Origin of the sequence: Streptosporangium sp. G11 (assembly GCF_051192615.1) — a bacterium.
Lineage (GTDB): Bacteria > Actinomycetota > Actinomycetes > Streptosporangiales > Streptosporangiaceae > Streptosporangium.
This window is the reverse complement of record NZ_JBPJUQ010000003.1, coordinates 297,556-314,618: the sequence shown is the minus strand read 5'-3', so window position 1 is coordinate 314,618 and position 17,063 is coordinate 297,556. Positions and strand designations below refer to the sequence as shown.

General features: G+C 72.7%; 10 protein-coding genes. All 10 read right to left on the bottom strand.

What is annotated here, in order from left to right; translation table 11 throughout:
* Positions 1–187: 187 nt before the first annotated feature.
* Positions 188–1,006: an SAM-dependent methyltransferase gene (locus ACSDR0_RS05125; RefSeq protein WP_435287553.1), complete on the bottom strand. Its 819-nt coding sequence runs from the start codon at positions 1,004–1,006 to the stop codon at positions 188–190.
* 242 nt (positions 1,007–1,248) lie between these two features.
* Entirely contained in the window at positions 1,249–2,442 is a 1,194-nt protein-coding gene (locus ACSDR0_RS05120) for a cytochrome P450 (RefSeq protein WP_435287552.1), read from the bottom strand.
* Between the two features lie 32 nt (positions 2,443–2,474).
* Complete coding sequence (locus ACSDR0_RS05115) at positions 2,475–3,182, bottom strand: TetR/AcrR family transcriptional regulator (protein ID WP_435287551.1); 708 nt, start codon at positions 3,180–3,182, stop codon at positions 2,475–2,477.
* 135 nt (positions 3,183–3,317) lie between these two features.
* Entirely contained in the window at positions 3,318–7,010 is a 3,693-nt protein-coding gene (locus ACSDR0_RS05110) for a UvrD-helicase domain-containing protein (protein WP_435287550.1), read from the bottom strand.
* Between the two features lie 267 nt (positions 7,011–7,277).
* Entirely contained in the window at positions 7,278–10,442 is a 3,165-nt protein-coding gene (locus ACSDR0_RS05105) for an ATP-dependent helicase (protein WP_435287549.1), read from the bottom strand.
* Between the two features lie 368 nt (positions 10,443–10,810).
* Positions 10,811–13,606 (bottom strand): CDP-glycerol glycerophosphotransferase family protein, encoded by a 2,796-nt coding sequence (locus ACSDR0_RS05100; protein ID WP_435287599.1) that lies wholly within the window; start codon positions 13,604–13,606, stop codon positions 10,811–10,813.
* Positions 13,607–13,858: 252 nt separating this feature from the next.
* A complete protein-coding gene (locus ACSDR0_RS05095) occupies positions 13,859–14,167 on the bottom strand; it encodes an MGMT family protein (protein WP_435287548.1) in 309 nt (102 codons plus the stop codon).
* Positions 14,155–14,505 (bottom strand): hypothetical protein, encoded by a 351-nt coding sequence (locus tag ACSDR0_RS05090; protein WP_435287547.1) that lies wholly within the window; start codon positions 14,503–14,505, stop codon positions 14,155–14,157. The genes ACSDR0_RS05095 and ACSDR0_RS05090 overlap by 13 nt, the downstream gene beginning before the upstream one ends.
* 129 nt (positions 14,506–14,634) lie before the next feature.
* Positions 14,635–16,017, bottom strand: coding sequence for a S8 family peptidase (locus ACSDR0_RS05085; RefSeq protein WP_435287546.1), 1,383 nt, complete (start codon positions 16,015–16,017; stop codon positions 14,635–14,637).
* Positions 16,011–16,979 (bottom strand): hypothetical protein, encoded by a 969-nt coding sequence (locus tag ACSDR0_RS05080; RefSeq protein WP_435287545.1) that lies wholly within the window; start codon positions 16,977–16,979, stop codon positions 16,011–16,013. Before ACSDR0_RS05080 ends, ACSDR0_RS05085 begins: the two co-directional genes overlap by 7 nt.
* Positions 16,980–17,063: the final 84 nt, after the last annotated feature.

Below are 17,063 nucleotides of genomic sequence, written 5' to 3'. Positions count from 1 at the left end.
ATGACGGTGCGGGCGCGTGGCCGGTTTCGCTCCTCGTGGCCGCGTGGCCGTCTTCGCTCCTCGCGACCGCGGGCGCGTGGCCGTCTTCGCTCCTCGTGTCCCCGGGCGCGTGGCCGGTTTCGCTCTTCGCGACCGCGTAGCCGGTTTCGCGACCGCGTGGCCGGTGCCCCGGGGCGTGTGACGCCGGTCAGGCTTTGCGGCCGACTCCGCCGAACGCGTCCACCTCGTCCGGCGCCCCCCATGTGCTGTCCTCGGGACGCCACCGCGACACCGACACCACGCCGGGTTCCAGCACCTCCAGGCCCTCGAAGAACAGGGCGATCTGCTCGGGGGTCCGCAGCCGGTAGTCGTAGGCGCGGCCCTCCTCAACGAGCTGCTCCACCTCCTTGGCCGCGTCCGGGACCACCACGTTCGTGCCGTCCTCGAACACCAGGTGGCTCCCCGAGGGCAGCGCGTCCATGAACCGGCGGACGAGGGCCCGCGCCTCGTCGTCGTCGTAGACGGTGCCCATCACCCCGAACAGCATCAACGCGATCGGCCGGGTGAAGTCCAGGGTGCCCGCCGCGGCCCGCAGGATCGCCTCCGGATCGCGGGCGTCGGCCTCGATGTAGGCGCACCTCCCCTCGGGACTGCTGGAGAGCAGCGCCTGGGCGTGCGTGAGCACCAGCGGGTCGTTGTCGACGTAGACGATCCGGCACGTCGGGTCCGCCCGCTGCGCGACGTCGTGGGTGTGGTCGAGGGTGGGCAGGCCGGTGCCGACATCGAGGAACTGCCGGATTCCGGCCTCCTTCACGAGGAAGCGGACGGCACGACCCTGGAACGCGCGCGCCTGCCGCACGACGCTCTCCATCTGCGGATAGCTCTGGAGGATGTACTCGGCGGCGATCCTGTCGGCCTCGTAGTTGTTCTTGCCGCCGCCCAGGTAGTCCCACACCCTGGCCTGGTGCGGCACGTTGGGATTGATGCCGGAGGTGTCGGTCATGACGTTCTCTTCTGTTGTGATCATTTTCTGCACAACATAAAGGGTTCGCCGATATGGTGCGTCCGCTTCCCTGATACTTTCACCCCGATTCGCCCTCGGCGTGACGAACGGACGCCCACGGAGCACGCCTGCGCGCGCACGGGGGCCGTACCGGCGGGCCGCGCGGTAACCCCGCCGGGAGGCGGCGATCGCCGTGAGGAGCGGGAACCCCTCACGACGGTCGCCGGCGAACCGCTCGCACGCTCAGAGGTGACAGGGCGGCCGGCTCAGGAACCGGAGGTGAGCAGCGGCAGCTTCCGTACCCCGGTCATGTTCGGGCTCGGGATGAAGCTCGGCGGCTCGTCCGGATCGGTGCGCAGGTGGGGGAAGCGGTCGAGCAGGATGTTGAGGGCGACCCTGCCCTCCAGGCGTGCCAGCGGCGCGCCGACGCAGAAGTGGATGCCCCGGCCGAAGCCGAGGTGGGAGTTGGGGGTGCGGGAGGGGTCGAACACGTCGGGATCGGCGAACTCCCTCGGGTCGCGGTTGGCCGCCGCGATCCACACCATGAGCAGCTGGTCGGCGGGAACGTGCTGCCCGGCGAGCTCGACGTCGGTGTTGGTGACCCTGCCGAGGGCCGCGAACGGGCTGAAGAATCGCAGGGACTCCTCGATCACGGCAGGGATCGTCGACCGGTCCTCGCGGGTCCGGGCGAGCTGCTCGGGATGGGTGTCCAGGCACAGCACCGTGTTGCCCAGCAGCATGGTGGTGGTGATGTGCCCGGCTATGAGAAGGATGTTGGCGAAGTTCACCACCTCGGCCTGGCTGAGGCGCTCGCCGTCGACCTCGGCCTCGACGAGTTTGGTGAGAAGGTCGGAGCGCGGGTGACGCCTGCGCTCGGCGGCGTGCTCGCCGAGATAGTCGGTCAGGTGCTTGACCTGCTCCATGGCGACCGCCAGGTTGCGGTCCTGCTCCTCGCTGCGCTTGACGAGGGAGAACTGCTGGGAGCTCTCGAAGATCCTGTCGACCCACTGCTTGAACAGATGGCGATCACCGCTGGGCACCCCGAGCAGCTCCGCGATGACGATGACCGGCAGCGGGTAGGCGAGGTCGGCCACCAGCTCCAGGCGGTCCGGGTCGGCCACCTCGTCGAGCAGCTCGCGGGTCAGCTCGGCGATGCGCGGTTCGAGGTCCGCGACGACCTTCGGGGTGAAGGCGTGGCTGACGAGCTTGCGCAGCTTGCTGTGCATGGGCGGGTCCAGCTGCGTGATGCTGCGCTCGGAGGGCCGTCTGACCTCGGGCACCACGCGACCGGCGTCGGAGGAGAACGTCTTCGGGTCGCTGAGGATCCGCAGCGCCTCAGGGTGGCCGAAGACGTTCCACATCCCGGTGTCGGCGTCGAAGCTCACCGGCTGGTCCGGGTGCCGTCCGCGCAGCCAGAAGTGCCCCTCGTGCAGGCCCCATGTGTCGGCGATGGTGGTCATGGTTTGCCTTTCTCGTCGGGACGGGTCCGGGATCAGCCGGGCTCGTGCGTGCGGTCGTACGCGTAGATCCAGGTGCGGTAGGGCGGGATCAGGTCCTCGAAGACGGCGATGACCTCCGAGACGGCCTTGGCGAGTTCTTCGGGACCCGGCGGCTCGGGCGGTTCGAAGGCGTTTTTGACGATGAACGAGATCGACTCGGCCTTGGCCCGCCTGTCCACCTCGATGCCCATCAGGTCCGCGGCGTTGTTGAGGTGGAACCCCATCATCATCGCGCTCAGGGTGTACGACAGGTTCGGCACGTCGTCGCGGAGCAGGCCGTGCCGGACCATCAGGCCGTAGAACCGCTCGGAGGCGAGCAGCTCCTGGCTGTGCAGGAAGGCGTCGGCGAACCTGCTCTGCCTCCGCTCCAGGTACGCCTCGGACAGCGCCCGCAGCACTGGCCTGTCGCCGACCATGAGGAAGGACTCCGACACGAAACGGTGCGGCAGCAGCATCGCGGGATCCCGGCGCAGCCCGTCGAGGAGCTGCTCGACGTACGAGATGGACTCGCGCAGCAGCACGGCCTCGAACAGCTGCTGCTTGGTGCGCCAGTGCAGGTAGATCGTGCCCTTGCCGATGCCCGCCAGCTGGGCGATGTCCTCGATCGTCACCTTGCGGTAGCCGAGGCGCACGAGCAGTTCGGCCGCCGCGTCGAGGATCCGGTCGGCGCGGCCGATGGCCTGTCCTGTTCGTTCCTGCACCCTGGAACCTCTCGCTCTGACTTCGTGACCAATTATGAAACCTGGTCAACAAGTCAGAGAGTAAACCTCCTTCCGGGCACGGACAACCCCGTTTCCGGCACGTCATCGGAATCTCGCGCGGGCCGTGGCGCCGGATCAGCCGAGGGCCGGCACCGATTCGACGAGGGTGACGAGGCCGCGCTCGTCGAGGAGGTTGACGGGGCGGACCGTCTCGTTGAGCAGGACGTAGTGGAAGGCCGCGCTCACCCGGTCCAGGGGGACGGCGGCCAGGTGGGACCAGGCCAGCCGGTAGGCGGCGAGCTGGACGGAGGCGGCGGCCTCGGCCTTCTTCCCGTTCGGGCGGCGGCCGGTCTTCCAGTCGACGACCTCGTAGCGGTCGTCGGAGACCTGGAAGACCGCGTCCATCCGGCCGCGGACCACCCGGTCGGCGATCATGGTCTCGAAGGGGACCTCGACGTCGAGCGGTTCCCTGCCCGCCCACTCGCTCTCCTCGAAGCGGGCACGCAGCTCGTCGAGGTGGGCGTCGGTCTCCTCGAAGTCGTCGGACGCGCCGGGCAGCTCGAACTCGTCCATCAGCCGCTGCTGGCCCCAGCGCCCCTCCAGCCAGCGGTGGAAGGAGGTGCCCCTGCGCGCCAGCGGGGCGGGTTTCTTGGGCACCGGGCGGCGGATCTGCCGGGCCAGCGCCTTAGCGTCGGAGGCCAGGGTGACGAGGGAGGACACGGTCAGGTGGGTGGGCAGCTCCACCCGGCCGCCACCGCGCCGCCGGTTCAGCTCGCGCTCCCTGAGCAGGAGCTCGATGTCGCGCTCCCACGCCTTCGCCCGCTCCCTGTCCCACCCGCGCAGGTCGGCCACGGGAGCCGGCCGCCGCCCGGGCAGCTCCCCGGACTCGGCCTCGAACCCGGCCCAGGGCTCGGCTCCGGCCTCGGACTCGGACCCGGCCTCGGACCCGGCTCTGACTTCGGGCGCGGCTTCGGGGTCCGCGCCCGCCGCCCCCGGCTCGGACACCATCCCCCGCTCGGACAGCGTCCCGGACACCACCCCCGGGTCGGCCGGGAACGGCACGTCCTCGTCGTCCGGGTCCTCCGGGAAGGACTCGTCCCACGGGTCGCCGGGGAAGGGCACGCTCGCCTCTTCCGGGAAGGGCACGTCCGCTTCCTCGGGGAAAACCCCCCCGCCCCGCGCGGCCCCGGGAAACTCGGGGAAGGGGACGTCCTCGTACGAGGACGAGGACGAGGAACCGGAACCGGTCGCGGGAGCCGCCCCCCCGGCCATCGCCGCGAGGGCGGCCTCGACCATGGTGGCGCCGTCGAGGACGGCCGCGTAGCGGACGTCCTCCGGGGCGATCGGCCAGACGGACTCGGCGGGCTCGGCGAGGAGCGGGTTGGTGGCCCCCTCCTCCACTTCCGGTGCCCAGAAGGCCACCCGGCCGCAGGTCTCGCGGATCTCCACCAGGAAGTCGGACGGCTCCAGCGGCTTGGCCGCGGTACCCCAGCGGTAGCCGGAGGCGATCAGGAGGTAGTGGGCGCGGGTGACGGCGACGTACGCCAGGCGGCGCTCCTCCAGCAGGTCGCGGTCGCGGCAGCGCTCGTCGAAGTCGGCCAGTTCCTCCTTGGAAAGGCCGGTCAGCTCCGGCAGGTCCGAGGCGTCACCGCGCAGAGGGTAGGGCAGCTTGCGGGAGTTCTCCGTCCACTTCGGGCTGGTCGTGGCGCGGGCGGGGAACATGGTTCCGACGGTGAGCGTCCCGGCCTTGGACAGCGCCTGGGACAGGCCGGGCACCACGACGACCGGCCACTCCAGGCCCTTGGAGGCGTGCACGGTCATCAGCTTCACGCTGTTGCTCTCGCCCACCCGCCCGGCGTCCAGCCCGTTCTCCTCCTCGTCGGCCGCCTTCAGGAAGGCCAGGAACGCGCCCAGCGTCGGGTCCTCGGAGTCTCCGGCGAACCGGGCGGCGGCGTCCAGGAAGGCGTCGAGGTCGGCGCGGGCGGCGAACGGGCCGACGGCGGTCCCCCTGGCCGCCACCTCGATGTCCAGGCCGAGCCTGCGTTCGATCTCCAGGATCAGGTCGGGCAACGGCTGGCCCGTGTGGGCGCGCAGGACGCGCAGCTCCTGCGCCATGGCGACCAGCCTCACCCGGGCCAGGGGGGAGAACAGGTCCTGCCACGCGGGGCGGTCGGGCAGCTCGTCGAGGGCGTCGACCAGGCTGCCGCGCTCCTCGGCCATGTCCGCCACGACCTGGTCCAGCGGGTCGGCCACCGGCGAGGCGCTCTCGCGGGTCTCCCGGTTCAGCTCGCGGGCCCGCTCGCCCAGCTCCTTGAGGTCGGCGGGACCGATCCGCCAGCGGGGACCGGACAGCAGCCGCACCAGGGCGTCCCCGGCGCTCGGGTCGTAGATCACCCGCAGGGTGGAGACGATGTCGGCGACCTCGGGCACGGTGAGCAGGCCGCCCAGGCCGACGACCTCGACCGGGATGCCGCGCGCCTCCAGCGCCCGGCGCAGCGAGGGGAACTGCGAGCGCTTGCGCGCCAGGATCGCCACGTCGTGCGGCTGGAGCGACTGCGGCCCGCCCCAGGCGCTCTGCTTGGCCCTCTTGCGCTCGCCCTCCCCCCAGGGCATGCCGTCGGGCGCGCTCTCCGCGCCCAGCACCCTGGCGATCCCCGAGGCGATCCACTCCGCCTCGTCGTCGGCGGTCTCGTGGAAGGCGCACACCACCCGGCCGCGGTCGACCCGGTTGCCGCCGGGCACCAGGACCGGCACCTCCCTGGCCTCCATCCGCAGCGGCAGCTGGAGCCGGGCGGCGACGTCCAGCACGGCGTCGCCGTTGCGGAAGCTGACCGACAGGCGGTTGATCGGGGCGAGCTCTCCGGACGCGGTCCTGAAGTCGCGGGGGAAGCGGGTCAGGTTGCCCGCGGAGGCGCCGCGCCAGCCGTAGATGGACTGGCAGGGGTCGCCCACGGCCGTCACCGGGTGGCCTCCGCCGAACAGGGCGCGCAGCAGGACGAGCTGGGCGTGGCTGGTGTCCTGGTACTCGTCCAGGAGCACCACGGCGAACCGCCCGCGCTCGATCTCACCGACGTCGGCGTGCTTGGCGGCGATCCGGGCCGCCAGCGCCATCTGGTCGCCGTGGTCGACGACCTCCCTGCCCCGCTTGAGCCGGTCGTACGCCTCGACCAGCGGCAGCAACTGCTCCCTGGCCCGCTGGACGACCAGCGGCCTGCGCTGGTCCTTGATCGGCGTGCCGGGCAGCTCGTCGTACCGCCGAGCGAGCCAGGCGCCGACGTCGCGCACGTCCTGCGGGGTGCGCAGGTGCTCGGCCAGCTCACCGGCCAGCTCCAGCACCGCGCGGGTGACGGTCGCCGGGCTCCACTCGACCTGCTCCATGGGCCCGTCGTACGCGCTGACCACCCGCCCCGCGAGCTGCCAGGAGACGGCCGGGGAGACAAGGCGCATGGTCGGCTCCAGCGCCTCGCGCAGGGCGTGGTCGGTGACCAGGCGGGCCGCGTAGGCGTGGTACGTCGAGATGGTCGGCTCGCCCTCCATCAGGTCGGCGGGCACCTGCTTGGTCTCGACCAGGCCGTTGAGCCGCTCGCGCACGCGCGCGGCCAGCTCTCCGGCCGCCTTCCTGGTGAAGGTGAGCCCGAGCACCTGTTCGGGGCGGACCAGGCCGTTGGCGACCAGCCAGACGACGCGCCCGGCCATGGTCTCGCTCTTGCCGGACCCGGCTCCGGCCATCACGACCATCGGTTCGAGACCGGCCTCGATCACGGTGGCCTGTTCGGGGGTCGGCGGCAGGATGCCCAGCTTGGCGGCCAGCTGGACCGGGCTCAGCACGTGGCGCCCCCGTGACGGGCCGCGCGGCGCGGGCCCGACTCCTTCATACACGTGACACGACCGGGCGCGCGGCGCGGACCCAGCCCTCCGGTACACGTGACACGACCGGGCGCGCGGCGCGGACCCGGCCCTCCGGTACACGTGACACGACCGGGCGCGCGGCGCGGACCCGGCCCTCCGGTACGCGTGACACGACCGGGCGCGGGGCGCGGGCTCCCCGTACACGTGACGCGGTTCAGCACGGGGAGTCCCCCGGGGTCGTGCGGCTCAGCACACCTGATCTCCGTTCTTGCTGACCGGGCAGCTCGCCCGCACGGCGCAGGTGCGGCAGCCGTCGTTGACCTTGGCCTGGAAGAACGGCCCCGACATGCCGATCGCGACGGTGTCGACCATGTCGCGGGCCCAGCCGGGGTCGGAGTCGTCGGCCAGGGGGGGCTGCGTCTGCTCCTTGGCGGCCTTCTTTCCCGCAGCGTCGCCCACCTGGACCAGGGCGGCGCCGCCCGGCTCGGTCATGCCGTGCCGCTGGAAGGCGCCCAGCAGCGCGGCGAGCTGGTAGACGCCGAGCTGGGGGTGGCGTTCGAGATCGGCGTCCTTGGGACCGTTCTTGCCGGTCTTGATGTCGATGATCACGGCCCGGCCGTCGCCGTCGCGCTCGACCCGGTCGACCCGGCCCTTGATCTGCACGCCCTCGGAGACCATGGCCGTGAACGCCTCCTCCAGGCCGACCAGCTCCCGGGGGTTCTCCTGGTGCCAGCGGACGAACTTGGAGATCATCTCCTCGGCGACCCTGCGCTGCTTGCGGTTGTACCAGACGCCGCCGAAGTCGAGCTCGTGCCAGACGTCGTCCAGGCGCTTGCCGAGGGTCTCCTCGGTGGGCATGCCCGTCGCGGCGAGGACGGCCAGCGCGTGCACGACCGTGCCCAGGCCGCGGGCCACGTCGGTGCCGCCCGCCCCGACGGAGGTCTCCAGCAGCCAGCGCAGGCCGCACTTGCTGAAGCTCTCCACCGCCGAGGGCGAGACGCGCACGATGTCGTCGGGCCAGCTCAGCGGGCGGTCGTCGGAGATGGGGGTGAGGGCGTACCACTCGTTGGGGTGGGCGCCGGGCACCCCGGAGGCGGCGAGCCTGGCCAGGTGCTCGGCGGCGGACCTGCGGAGCGGTTCGGGCCTGGTGGAGTCGGCGACCGCCGAGCGCAGATCGGCCACCAGCGCGGACATGCTGAGCCAGCGGGAGCGCTCGTCGACGCCCGGGTCCTCGGCCGAGCCGGGGACCAGCTCGGTGAGGAAGCGGGAGGGCCGCTCCTCGGTGTCGTCGCCGCCCACGGCGGTGACGATGAGCCTCTTCCTGGCCCTGGTCGCGGCCACGTAGAACAGGCGGCGCTCCTCGGCCAGCAGCTGGGAGGCGAGCGCGGCGGAGACGGCCGCCGGGTTCTCGTGCTCGGAACCCTCGGCCCTGGCGACCATGTCGTCGGTGCTCAGGATGGACCCGCGCAGCCGCAGGTCCGGCCAGGCGCCCTCCTGGACCCCCGCGACGACCACCACGTCCCATTCCAGGCCCTTGGAGCGGTGCGCGGTGAGGATGCGGACCGTGTCTCCGTCGGGGGCCCGCGCGGCGAGGGAGTCGCCGGGGATCTCCTGGGCGACCAGGTCCTCGACGAACACGTCCACCCCGGCGTGCGGAAGCCGGTCGACGAACCTGGCCGTGTGGTCGAACAGCGCCACGACGGCGTCGAGGTCGCGGTCGGCCATGGTGCCCCTGACGCCGCCCCTCATGCTGACGTCGGTCCACTTCCTGGCCAGGCCCGTGGCCTGCCAGACGGCCCACAGCACGTCCTCGGCGGTGCCGCCCTGCCGGACGGCCTCGGTGGCGGCGGAGATGAGACCGGCGAGCCGCTCGGCGGGCAGCGCCACGTGCGGCTCCACCCTCACCAGCTCCCGCGCGTCCTTCAGCGCCGCGACCATCAGCTCGCCCGAGGAACGCGGGCCGGGGGTCTCGCGCTCGGCGGCGCGTTCCACCATCTCGTCCACGTCGTGCTCGTCGGGGCCGGCCAGCGCCTCGTGCTCGGCGATCCGCAGGGCGCGGCGCAGGCGGCGCACCCCGATCATGTCGGTGCCGCCGAGAGCCCCGGTCAGCAGCTCCTCCGCCACCCCCTCGTCGAGGGTCTCCGGGTGCAGCGCCACCTGGATGAGCCTGATCAGCGGCCGTACGCCCGGCTCCTGGAACAGCGGCACCTCGCCGCCGCCGACCACGACCGGCACCCCCGCGGTGACCAGGGCGCGGCGCAGCAGCGGCACCTGGCGTGTCGCCGACCGCACCAGCACGGCCATCCGCGACCAGGGGACGCCGTCCAGCAGGTGCGCCCTGCGGAGCGTGTCGGCCACGATCGCCGCCTCCTGGGTGGCGCCGTCGGCCACCAGCACCCGTACGTCGCCGGGCTCGGCGTCCGGCAGGGCGCGCAGGTCGCGGTGGGCGGCGCCGCCGGGGGTGGCGGGCAGGCGGGCGGTGACGCGGCGGGTGGCCCTCAGCAGGTCCTGGCCGCTGCGGCGGCAGACGCGCAGCGCGACGACGGGGGCCTTCGCGCCGCCGGCGTCGCGGAACCGGTCGGGGAAGTTCATGATCCCGCGGACGTCGGCGCCGCGGAAACCGTAGATCGACTGGTCGGGGTCGCCGACCGCGACCAGGTCGCGGCCCTCCCCCGCCAGCTGCTGGAGCAGGAACTCCTGGGCGGGGTCGGTGTCCTGGTACTCGTCGACGAAGACGGCGTCGTACGCCGACCGCTCGCGGGCGCGCACCTCGGGGTCGGAGAGCAGGGCCCCGGCCGCGCGGATCAGCTCCGCGTAGTCGAGCACCGGTTCGAGGTCGAGGTCGAACCTGGCCTGGTAGCGGTCGGCGAACCCTCCCGCGGCCACCCAGTCGGCGCGGCCGTGGCGGCGGCCCAGCTCCCTCAGCTCGGGCCCGTCGAGGCCGCGCTCGGCGGCGCGGGCCAGGAAGTCGCGGAGCTCGGAGGCGAAGCCGCGCGTCTTGAGCGCCTCGTGCATGTCGTCGGGCCAGTGCGTGGCGCCGTCCTCCAGCTCGCCGTGGAGCAGGCGGCGGATCTCCAGGAGCTGCTCGGGGCCGGTCAGCAGGCGCGGCGGCACCCCTCCGGCGAGCACGGCCTCGCGGCGCAGCAGCGCGTAGGCGTAGCTGTGGAAGGTGAGGGCGAGGGGGGTGCGGGTGGTGCGGCGCATCCGGGCGGTGATGCGCTCGCGCAGCTCCTCGGCGGCCTTGCGGCTGAAGGTGAGGACGAGCACCCGCTCGGGGTCGACGCCCCGGCGCTCGATCCTGTCGACGACGGTCTCGACGATCGTGGTGGTCTTGCCGGTGCCCGGCCCCGCGAGCACGAGGAGAGGACCGCTCTCATGGGCCACCACCGCCCGCTGGTGCTCGTCGAGCACAGGGGCAACAGCCCTCCCCGCACCCTCACGACGTATCAGCCGCCAGTCCTGACCACTCACAACTCGCCATTCCACCAGATCCCGGGCGATGATCGTGCCGAGTCGGCGGGTACGGCATGGCGGATTCTTCACCGGACGCGGCGGGCGGCGGGCGGTTCGCGGGAGACCCGGTGGCCGGAGCAACGCGCCGACCTGGGCCGGAGCCCCCGGAAGGCGGGATGGGCGCTCGTGCGGACCTCTCGCGGAACCACCCGGAACCGCCCGGAACCGGCCGGGGATCGCGAGAGGGCCCGGGAACGAGTCCGGGGACCGTTTCAGGGAAACGGCCCCCGGGCGCCGGCCGGATCACCCGGACCGGCGCGGGACGGTCAGGTCGAGAAGACGCGGTCGACGAGCCTCGCCGTCGCCTTGCCGTCGTCGCGGGGCGCGTAGGTGCGCTGGAAGAGGTCGTACTTCTCGGCGTGGGCTGCGGCCACCTCGTCGATCGACCGCAGGGCCTTGATGACCTCCGCCCCGGTGGACAGCAGCGGGCCGGGGACCTCTGCGGCCAGGTCGAGGTAGATGCCCCGCTTGGACGAGTATCGCTGCAGGTCGTAGGTGAAGAAGAGCATCGGCCTGCCGGTCGCCGCGAAGTCGAACATGACCGACGAGTAGTCCGTGATCAGCACGTCCGCGATCAACAACAGATCCGTGATATCCGGATATGTCGTTACATCACGGCCGAGGCCGGCGCGCACGTTCGGTGCCGCCTGCATCGAGTGACCCCGGATCAGGAACTCGTAGCCGGGACCGAGCACCCGGTGCGCCTCGGCCAGGTCCAGGCGGATCGAGGCGTTCTTGCGGTCGTAGTCGCGGTAGGTCGGCGCGTAGAGCACCACCTTGGCGTCCCCGGCGACGCCGAGCCGCGCGCGCACCGCCGCGGCCAGCTCGTCGCGGTCGGGGGCCACGAGCACGTCGTTGCGCGGGTAGCCGCTCTCCAGGACCTCGCCCTGGTAGCCGAACGCCTTGCGAAGGACGCGGGTCGCCCAGGGGCTCTGGGAGACCAGCAGGTCCCAGCCACGCACCTCGACGGCCTGCCGGTGCCAGGCGGGCGGCCTGGGGTCGCGGGACATGTGCGGCAGGTCGTTGCCCAGGCGCTTGACCGGGGTGCCGTGCCAGGTCTGCACCACCACCTGGTCCTCACGGGACCGGAACCACGGCGGCAGGAAGCCGTTGGTCACCACGTAGCGGGACCTGGCCAGCGCCGCGTAGTGCTCACGGCTGCCCGCGCGCACCACGGTCGGGGTGGTGCCCGCGCCCAGGCCGAGCTCCTGCGGGCCTGGAGGCGCGAACGCGCCGTCCTTGACCACCCAGATGTGCTCGCCGGCGTCGCCGCGCCGCACGCGCTCCTCGTAGACCGCGCGGACGCTGCCCTCGTACTGCCGCCCGTCGTAGGCGACGTAGACGGTCGCGTCGTTCAGCTCGCGGGTCCGCTCGGCAGGGTAGAAGTGCCGGCGCAGGGCGAACAGGCCGCCGGCGCCCTTCTCGTCGTCGGGGAGGTGCTCGGCGACCGACAGCACCGGGATGTCGAAGCGGGTGGAAATCAGGCGGTACTCGCGACCGTCGCGGATCTTCGTTTCCTCGTCCAGCCCGTCGAGGATGGCGTGGTCGACACGGAACGGGACGATCTGCCCGGCCTCGTCGCGGACCGCCATGCTCCAGGTGCCGCTGCTCAGCGGGGCCGTGTCGGCGAAGCGGGGCATCGCGGCGGGCGCGAGCGCGACCGTGAAGCGGGAGCCCTCCCGCTCCAGGGGAATGGCGTGGATCAGCCCGCTGCGGTGCTTGAGGGTCAGCGCGGCCTCGCCGGAGCCCGGGTAGGAGCCCTCCAGCGTGAGCACGCCCCGCTCGTCCCAGGTCGCCGCGGTGATGACCGGGCGGATCCGGTGCGCGGAGACGCTCACGCGGTCGCGCCGGTCGCGCAGCACGGTGATCTCGCGGTCGCCGACGACCGTACGGCTCTCCCGGGCCTTGCCGATCATGACGGAGGCCGCGGGGTCGCCCTTGGGCTCGATCCAGAGCCGGCCGCCGTCGCGTTCCTGCAGCAGGGAGGCCGTCGCGAGCGGCACGACGACGGTGGTGCCGCCCTCGGCCGGGGTGAACTCGGCGGCGATCCGGTGGCCGTCCAGGCGGGCCTGCCCCCTGGTCACGCCCTTGCCCGGCAGGAAGACCTCGACCTCCAGGCGCTCGCCGTCCAGCCGCACGCCGACCAGCTCGGCGCGGGTGGGCTGCAGCACGACCTGCAGGGCGCGGTCGGAGGTCCAGACGGGACGGATCCACCAGCCCTTGCCGAGGTCCAGCCCCGCGGGGCGCTCGGTACGGCCGGTGGAGGGACCGCGCAGGAGACCCCCGGCGCGGGCGCCACGGCTCCAGATCACGATCTCGGTACGCCAGGTGGTGGTGTCCTGCACGGTCGCGCGGCGGCGCAGCAGCCGCTTGCCCCCGCGCACCACGGCCCGTACGGCCGACCGCCAGCGCAGCGGCCACGGGCTCATCTCGGCGGTGAAGCCGGACCAGTCGTAGTTGCAGCCCGCCTCCTCCGCGCCGTGGGTCGCCTCGGGGTGGAAGACCCTGCGGGTGCGAAGCCGCACCGGGGGCAGCCAGCGCGGGCCGCGCAGCACCACGGTGGCCCGGTTGAGGCGGCGGCTGCGCACGGACAGTCCGGCCAGGTAGGCGTGGCCGCTGACGTGCAGCCGCCCGCCCGACCAGGAGATGTCCTCGACCTGGGTCACCGGGATGAGGTCGGCGGCCCGCAGCCGGTACAGGGTCTCGGGCAGCTCGTCCTGGAGCGGCAGGTCGGCGTACCAGCGGAGGCTCTTGCGGACGCGTTTCGAAGGCTCCGCCGCGGCGGCCACGAGCTTCTGCAGCGCGTCGCCGTCGGCGAGGTCGTCGATCCCCCGATGCTCGATCAGGTGGAAGGCGATCCTGCGGGCGACCGGCAGGTCGCGCTTGACCTTCGCGTCGACGCCGGTCACGTACGGCTTCAGGAGCGTGACGAACTCGCGGCGCCTGGCGGCGCCCCGCTTGGCCGCGATCTCCAGCCGGGTCCCCAGGGGGCCGGCCAGCGCGTCGGCGTCGAAGCGGCGGCGCTCAACCGGTTTCAGCCCGTCTGCCAGCACCGCGGCCATGATCGAGTCGAGTGGTTCTCCCCGGTCGCAGAGATCCTGGACAACCCGCAGACGATCAGCGACGGGGTCGCCGCTGGCTCGTGCGGGAGTGGCACCGGTGGCCATGGGGAAAGCACCGCCTTTCGGACAGAGCGCTGTCCTAGGCCATGTTAGTGCGCCACGGCAGGGCCGGTTACGCCGTGATTTACGGGGCTGCGGGATTTACAGGCATTTGTGATCTGCCGGGTTTCCCACCCCGTCCCACCGTACAATCTACGGGCTTCCGTCCCATCTGGCCGCTCGCATGTCGGCGCGGGCGCCCCTCAGCGGAGTTCGCTCCTCGCGCCAGCTCACCAGGCACCGCTGCTCGTGGCCGGGCGGCGGGGTGCCGTCGGCGTGCACGACGCGCCACCAGGGCACGCCCCCGCCCCAGGTGGACATCACCCTGCCGACCTGACGCGGGCCCCCCTCGCCGAGATACTCGGCGATGTCGCCGTAGGACATCACCATTCCGGACGGGATGCGCTCGACCAGGTCGAGCACCCGCTCGGCGTACGGGGTGGGGTGGCCTACTGACTCCATACCGTCGGTCCGGCGGTGAGGATCTCGTCGAGCTTGCCGAACTCATAGGCCGCCGAGCCGTTCAGCTGCTCGACCAGGCCGCCGCGGATCGCGTAGGACTCGCCGTCCTCGCCGACCAGTCTCGCTCCCAGGAGGGCGGACACGCGCGCCAGCTGGGCCACCTGCCAGTCGGATCCGGGAGCGCCGGAAAGGCGTCCGTTCCATATTGCTATGGCATGGACCGCGCCATTGTGGCGGGCCAGGACTTCCCCCGACTCCTGCGAGCCCCTGAACTCGAACCCCGCCTGCCCCAGCACAGTCGCGAGTTCCGCGAAGGCGAGAGGCGCAGGGCGCTCCACGCGCAACTCGTACCCCATAAAGCGCGAGACTAGCGAACGTTCCCGGTTTTCCGGAGCGCGAATTCCGACATCCGGGCTACCGCATCCGAACAGTGTCCAAAACGCGTTCGAATCGCAGTCAAATTACGGTTACCTTCGCGACCTCCCGCGCCGGATCGACTCGGGGGACGCCATCATCGGCCCGCCCCTGCCGGAGTGCCGGTTGAGCATCGCCACGGCCGCCGCGAACGCCAGCAGACCGCCCGCGAGGCCCGCGCCGTACAGCCAGAGACGCGCGGGCTCGGGGCCCGGCCTGCTGGGCTCCGTGGGCAGGGTGCCGTCGCCGAAGTGCCTGCCGTCGGGGGCCGGGACCTCCGCCGCGGCGGCCACGAGCCGGCCCGCCCTGGCCAGGGCGGCCGCGGCGTCGATGATGCCGAACCCGACGTGGTCGTCGTAGCCGCCGAGGGGCCGGGCCGTGGCCGTGGAGGTCAGGGCCTGCGACACCATTTGCGGCGATATATCCGGATATTTTGCTTTTATAAGGGCGATAACTCCGGCCACCAGCGCGGTCGCCGAACTGGTCCCCTCCGAGGATCCGTACTTCCCTCCGGGAACGACCACCGGCACGTCGACACCCGGCGCCGAGACCAGGACCGACAGGTTGTCACTGCTGAACGTCGCCGGCCTGCCCAGGTCGTCCACCGCGCCCACGCCGATGACCCCGGAGTATCCGGCCGGGAAGTTCCAGAAGGAGGTGGCGTTGTCCATGGCGTACTGGGAGTCTCCGTCGTTGCCCACGGCGGCGACGAGCACCACGCCCCTGGACAGCGCGTAGGAGACCGCCTCCCGCTCGCTCCTGTGCGGCCCGTAGGCACCCAGCGACATGCTGACGACCTTGGCCCCGTGGTCGGCGGCGTAGCGGATCGCGCGGGCCAGGGGGCTGTCGTCGCGCGAGCGCAGGTCCTCGTTCGGCAGGGCGGTCCCGTCCTCGGGCCGCCCCTCGACGATCAGCGGCAGCGAGAGGATCCTGGCCTCGGGCGCGACGCCGAGAAGGCCCTCCTCCCCTTTGCCCGCCCCGGCGATGAGCGAGGCCATGGCCGTGCCGTGCCGCCCGGCGTCCGGCCTGTCCCTGTCGAACCGGACCGACCCCATGTCGGGCCCGGAGATCACCCGCCCCTGCAGCTCGGCGACCCGGTCGTCCACCCCGCTGTCGACCAGCGCCACGATGACGCCCGAGCCCTTGGTGACCTTCCACGCCTCCTCGGCGTTGAGCATCTCCAGCACCCAGCGCTGGTCCTCGCGCACGTCCGCCGCCCCCTCGGGCGATGCCGACTCGGGCGGTGCCGACTCGGGCGGTGCCGACTCTGGTGGTGCCGACTCGGGCGGCGCGGTCGACGCGGCCGACACGGGCTCGGCGAGCGCCGGGGCGGCCGGCACGGGGACGGCCGACACGGGGGCGGCGACCGGCACCGGACCCGCCGCCGAGAGCCCGACCAGCACTCCTGCCGCCCAGAACCGCCGGAGCCTCAGCACACGTTCCCCTGGGTGCACTGGGGCACGGCGCTGGGCTCGTCGCCGAGGGCGCGGGCGATGCGCCCCGCGACCGCCTGGGCCGCGGGCCACAGCTCGCTGTGCAGGATCTCCTCGGGGGCGACCGCCTGGCGGGTCCGGCCGTCGGTGTAACCGGCGGTGGAGAAGACGATGTAGGGGCCGACGCCGACCCAGGCGTTGCGCTGGCGCTGCGCGGCCCCGAACAGCTCGGTCGCCGTGCCGGGGAAGGCCACGGGGCGCACCCCCACCCGGTCGTCCACGGCCAGCTGCGCGGAGGCGGCGATCCGCCGCTCCTCGTCGTCGAGCACCGCGATGCCCACGGTGAAGGCGAACGAGGACGTCTGGTCCACGTAGGTGGCCCGCAGCAGGGTGCGGCAGCCGTATTCGGAGAGCACCGACCCCACCGGCGGGTCCGTTCCCGCCGCGCAGGCCACCTCGGGGGCGAGACCGACCCTGCGGGCGTACTGCTGGACCCTGCCGAGGCCGATGTACTGCAACTCGGCGGGGAAGACCAGGTCGGCGGTCCAGGTGTGCCAGCGCCTGGCGATGTCGTCCTGGATGTAACGGGCCTGCTCGGCGGCGGTCAGCGGGCGCGAGCTCGTCTCGCGCACCAGCCCGACCGTGCCGGTCAGCACGTTGGTGGCGGCGATGGCGAGGATCGTGCCCATCAGGATCAGGAAGATCGTACGGAAGCGGATGCCCTGTTCCAGGGTCGCCAGCTCGGCGCGCCTGACCGCCGCGCGGTCGCGGCCCGCCGCGGGCCAGGAGCGCACGCGGGACCGCCTCGCGGGGGAGCCCAGCGCGGGCGCCCGCCGGACCCGCCTACCGGCGGGACCGCCGACGCCGCCCACCCGGGAGCCGGACGGCGGCCAGCCGCCGCGAGCGCGGGGGGCGGGGGTTCCCGGGGGCCGCTCCGGCTCCTGGGACCGCCCTTGCTGCGACATACTCCGATGCTACGTCGAAGGACCTCTCCGCCCTATCGGCGGCGTGTATTTTCACGGCACCCTCCATGGCAGGAGCCCGTGTCA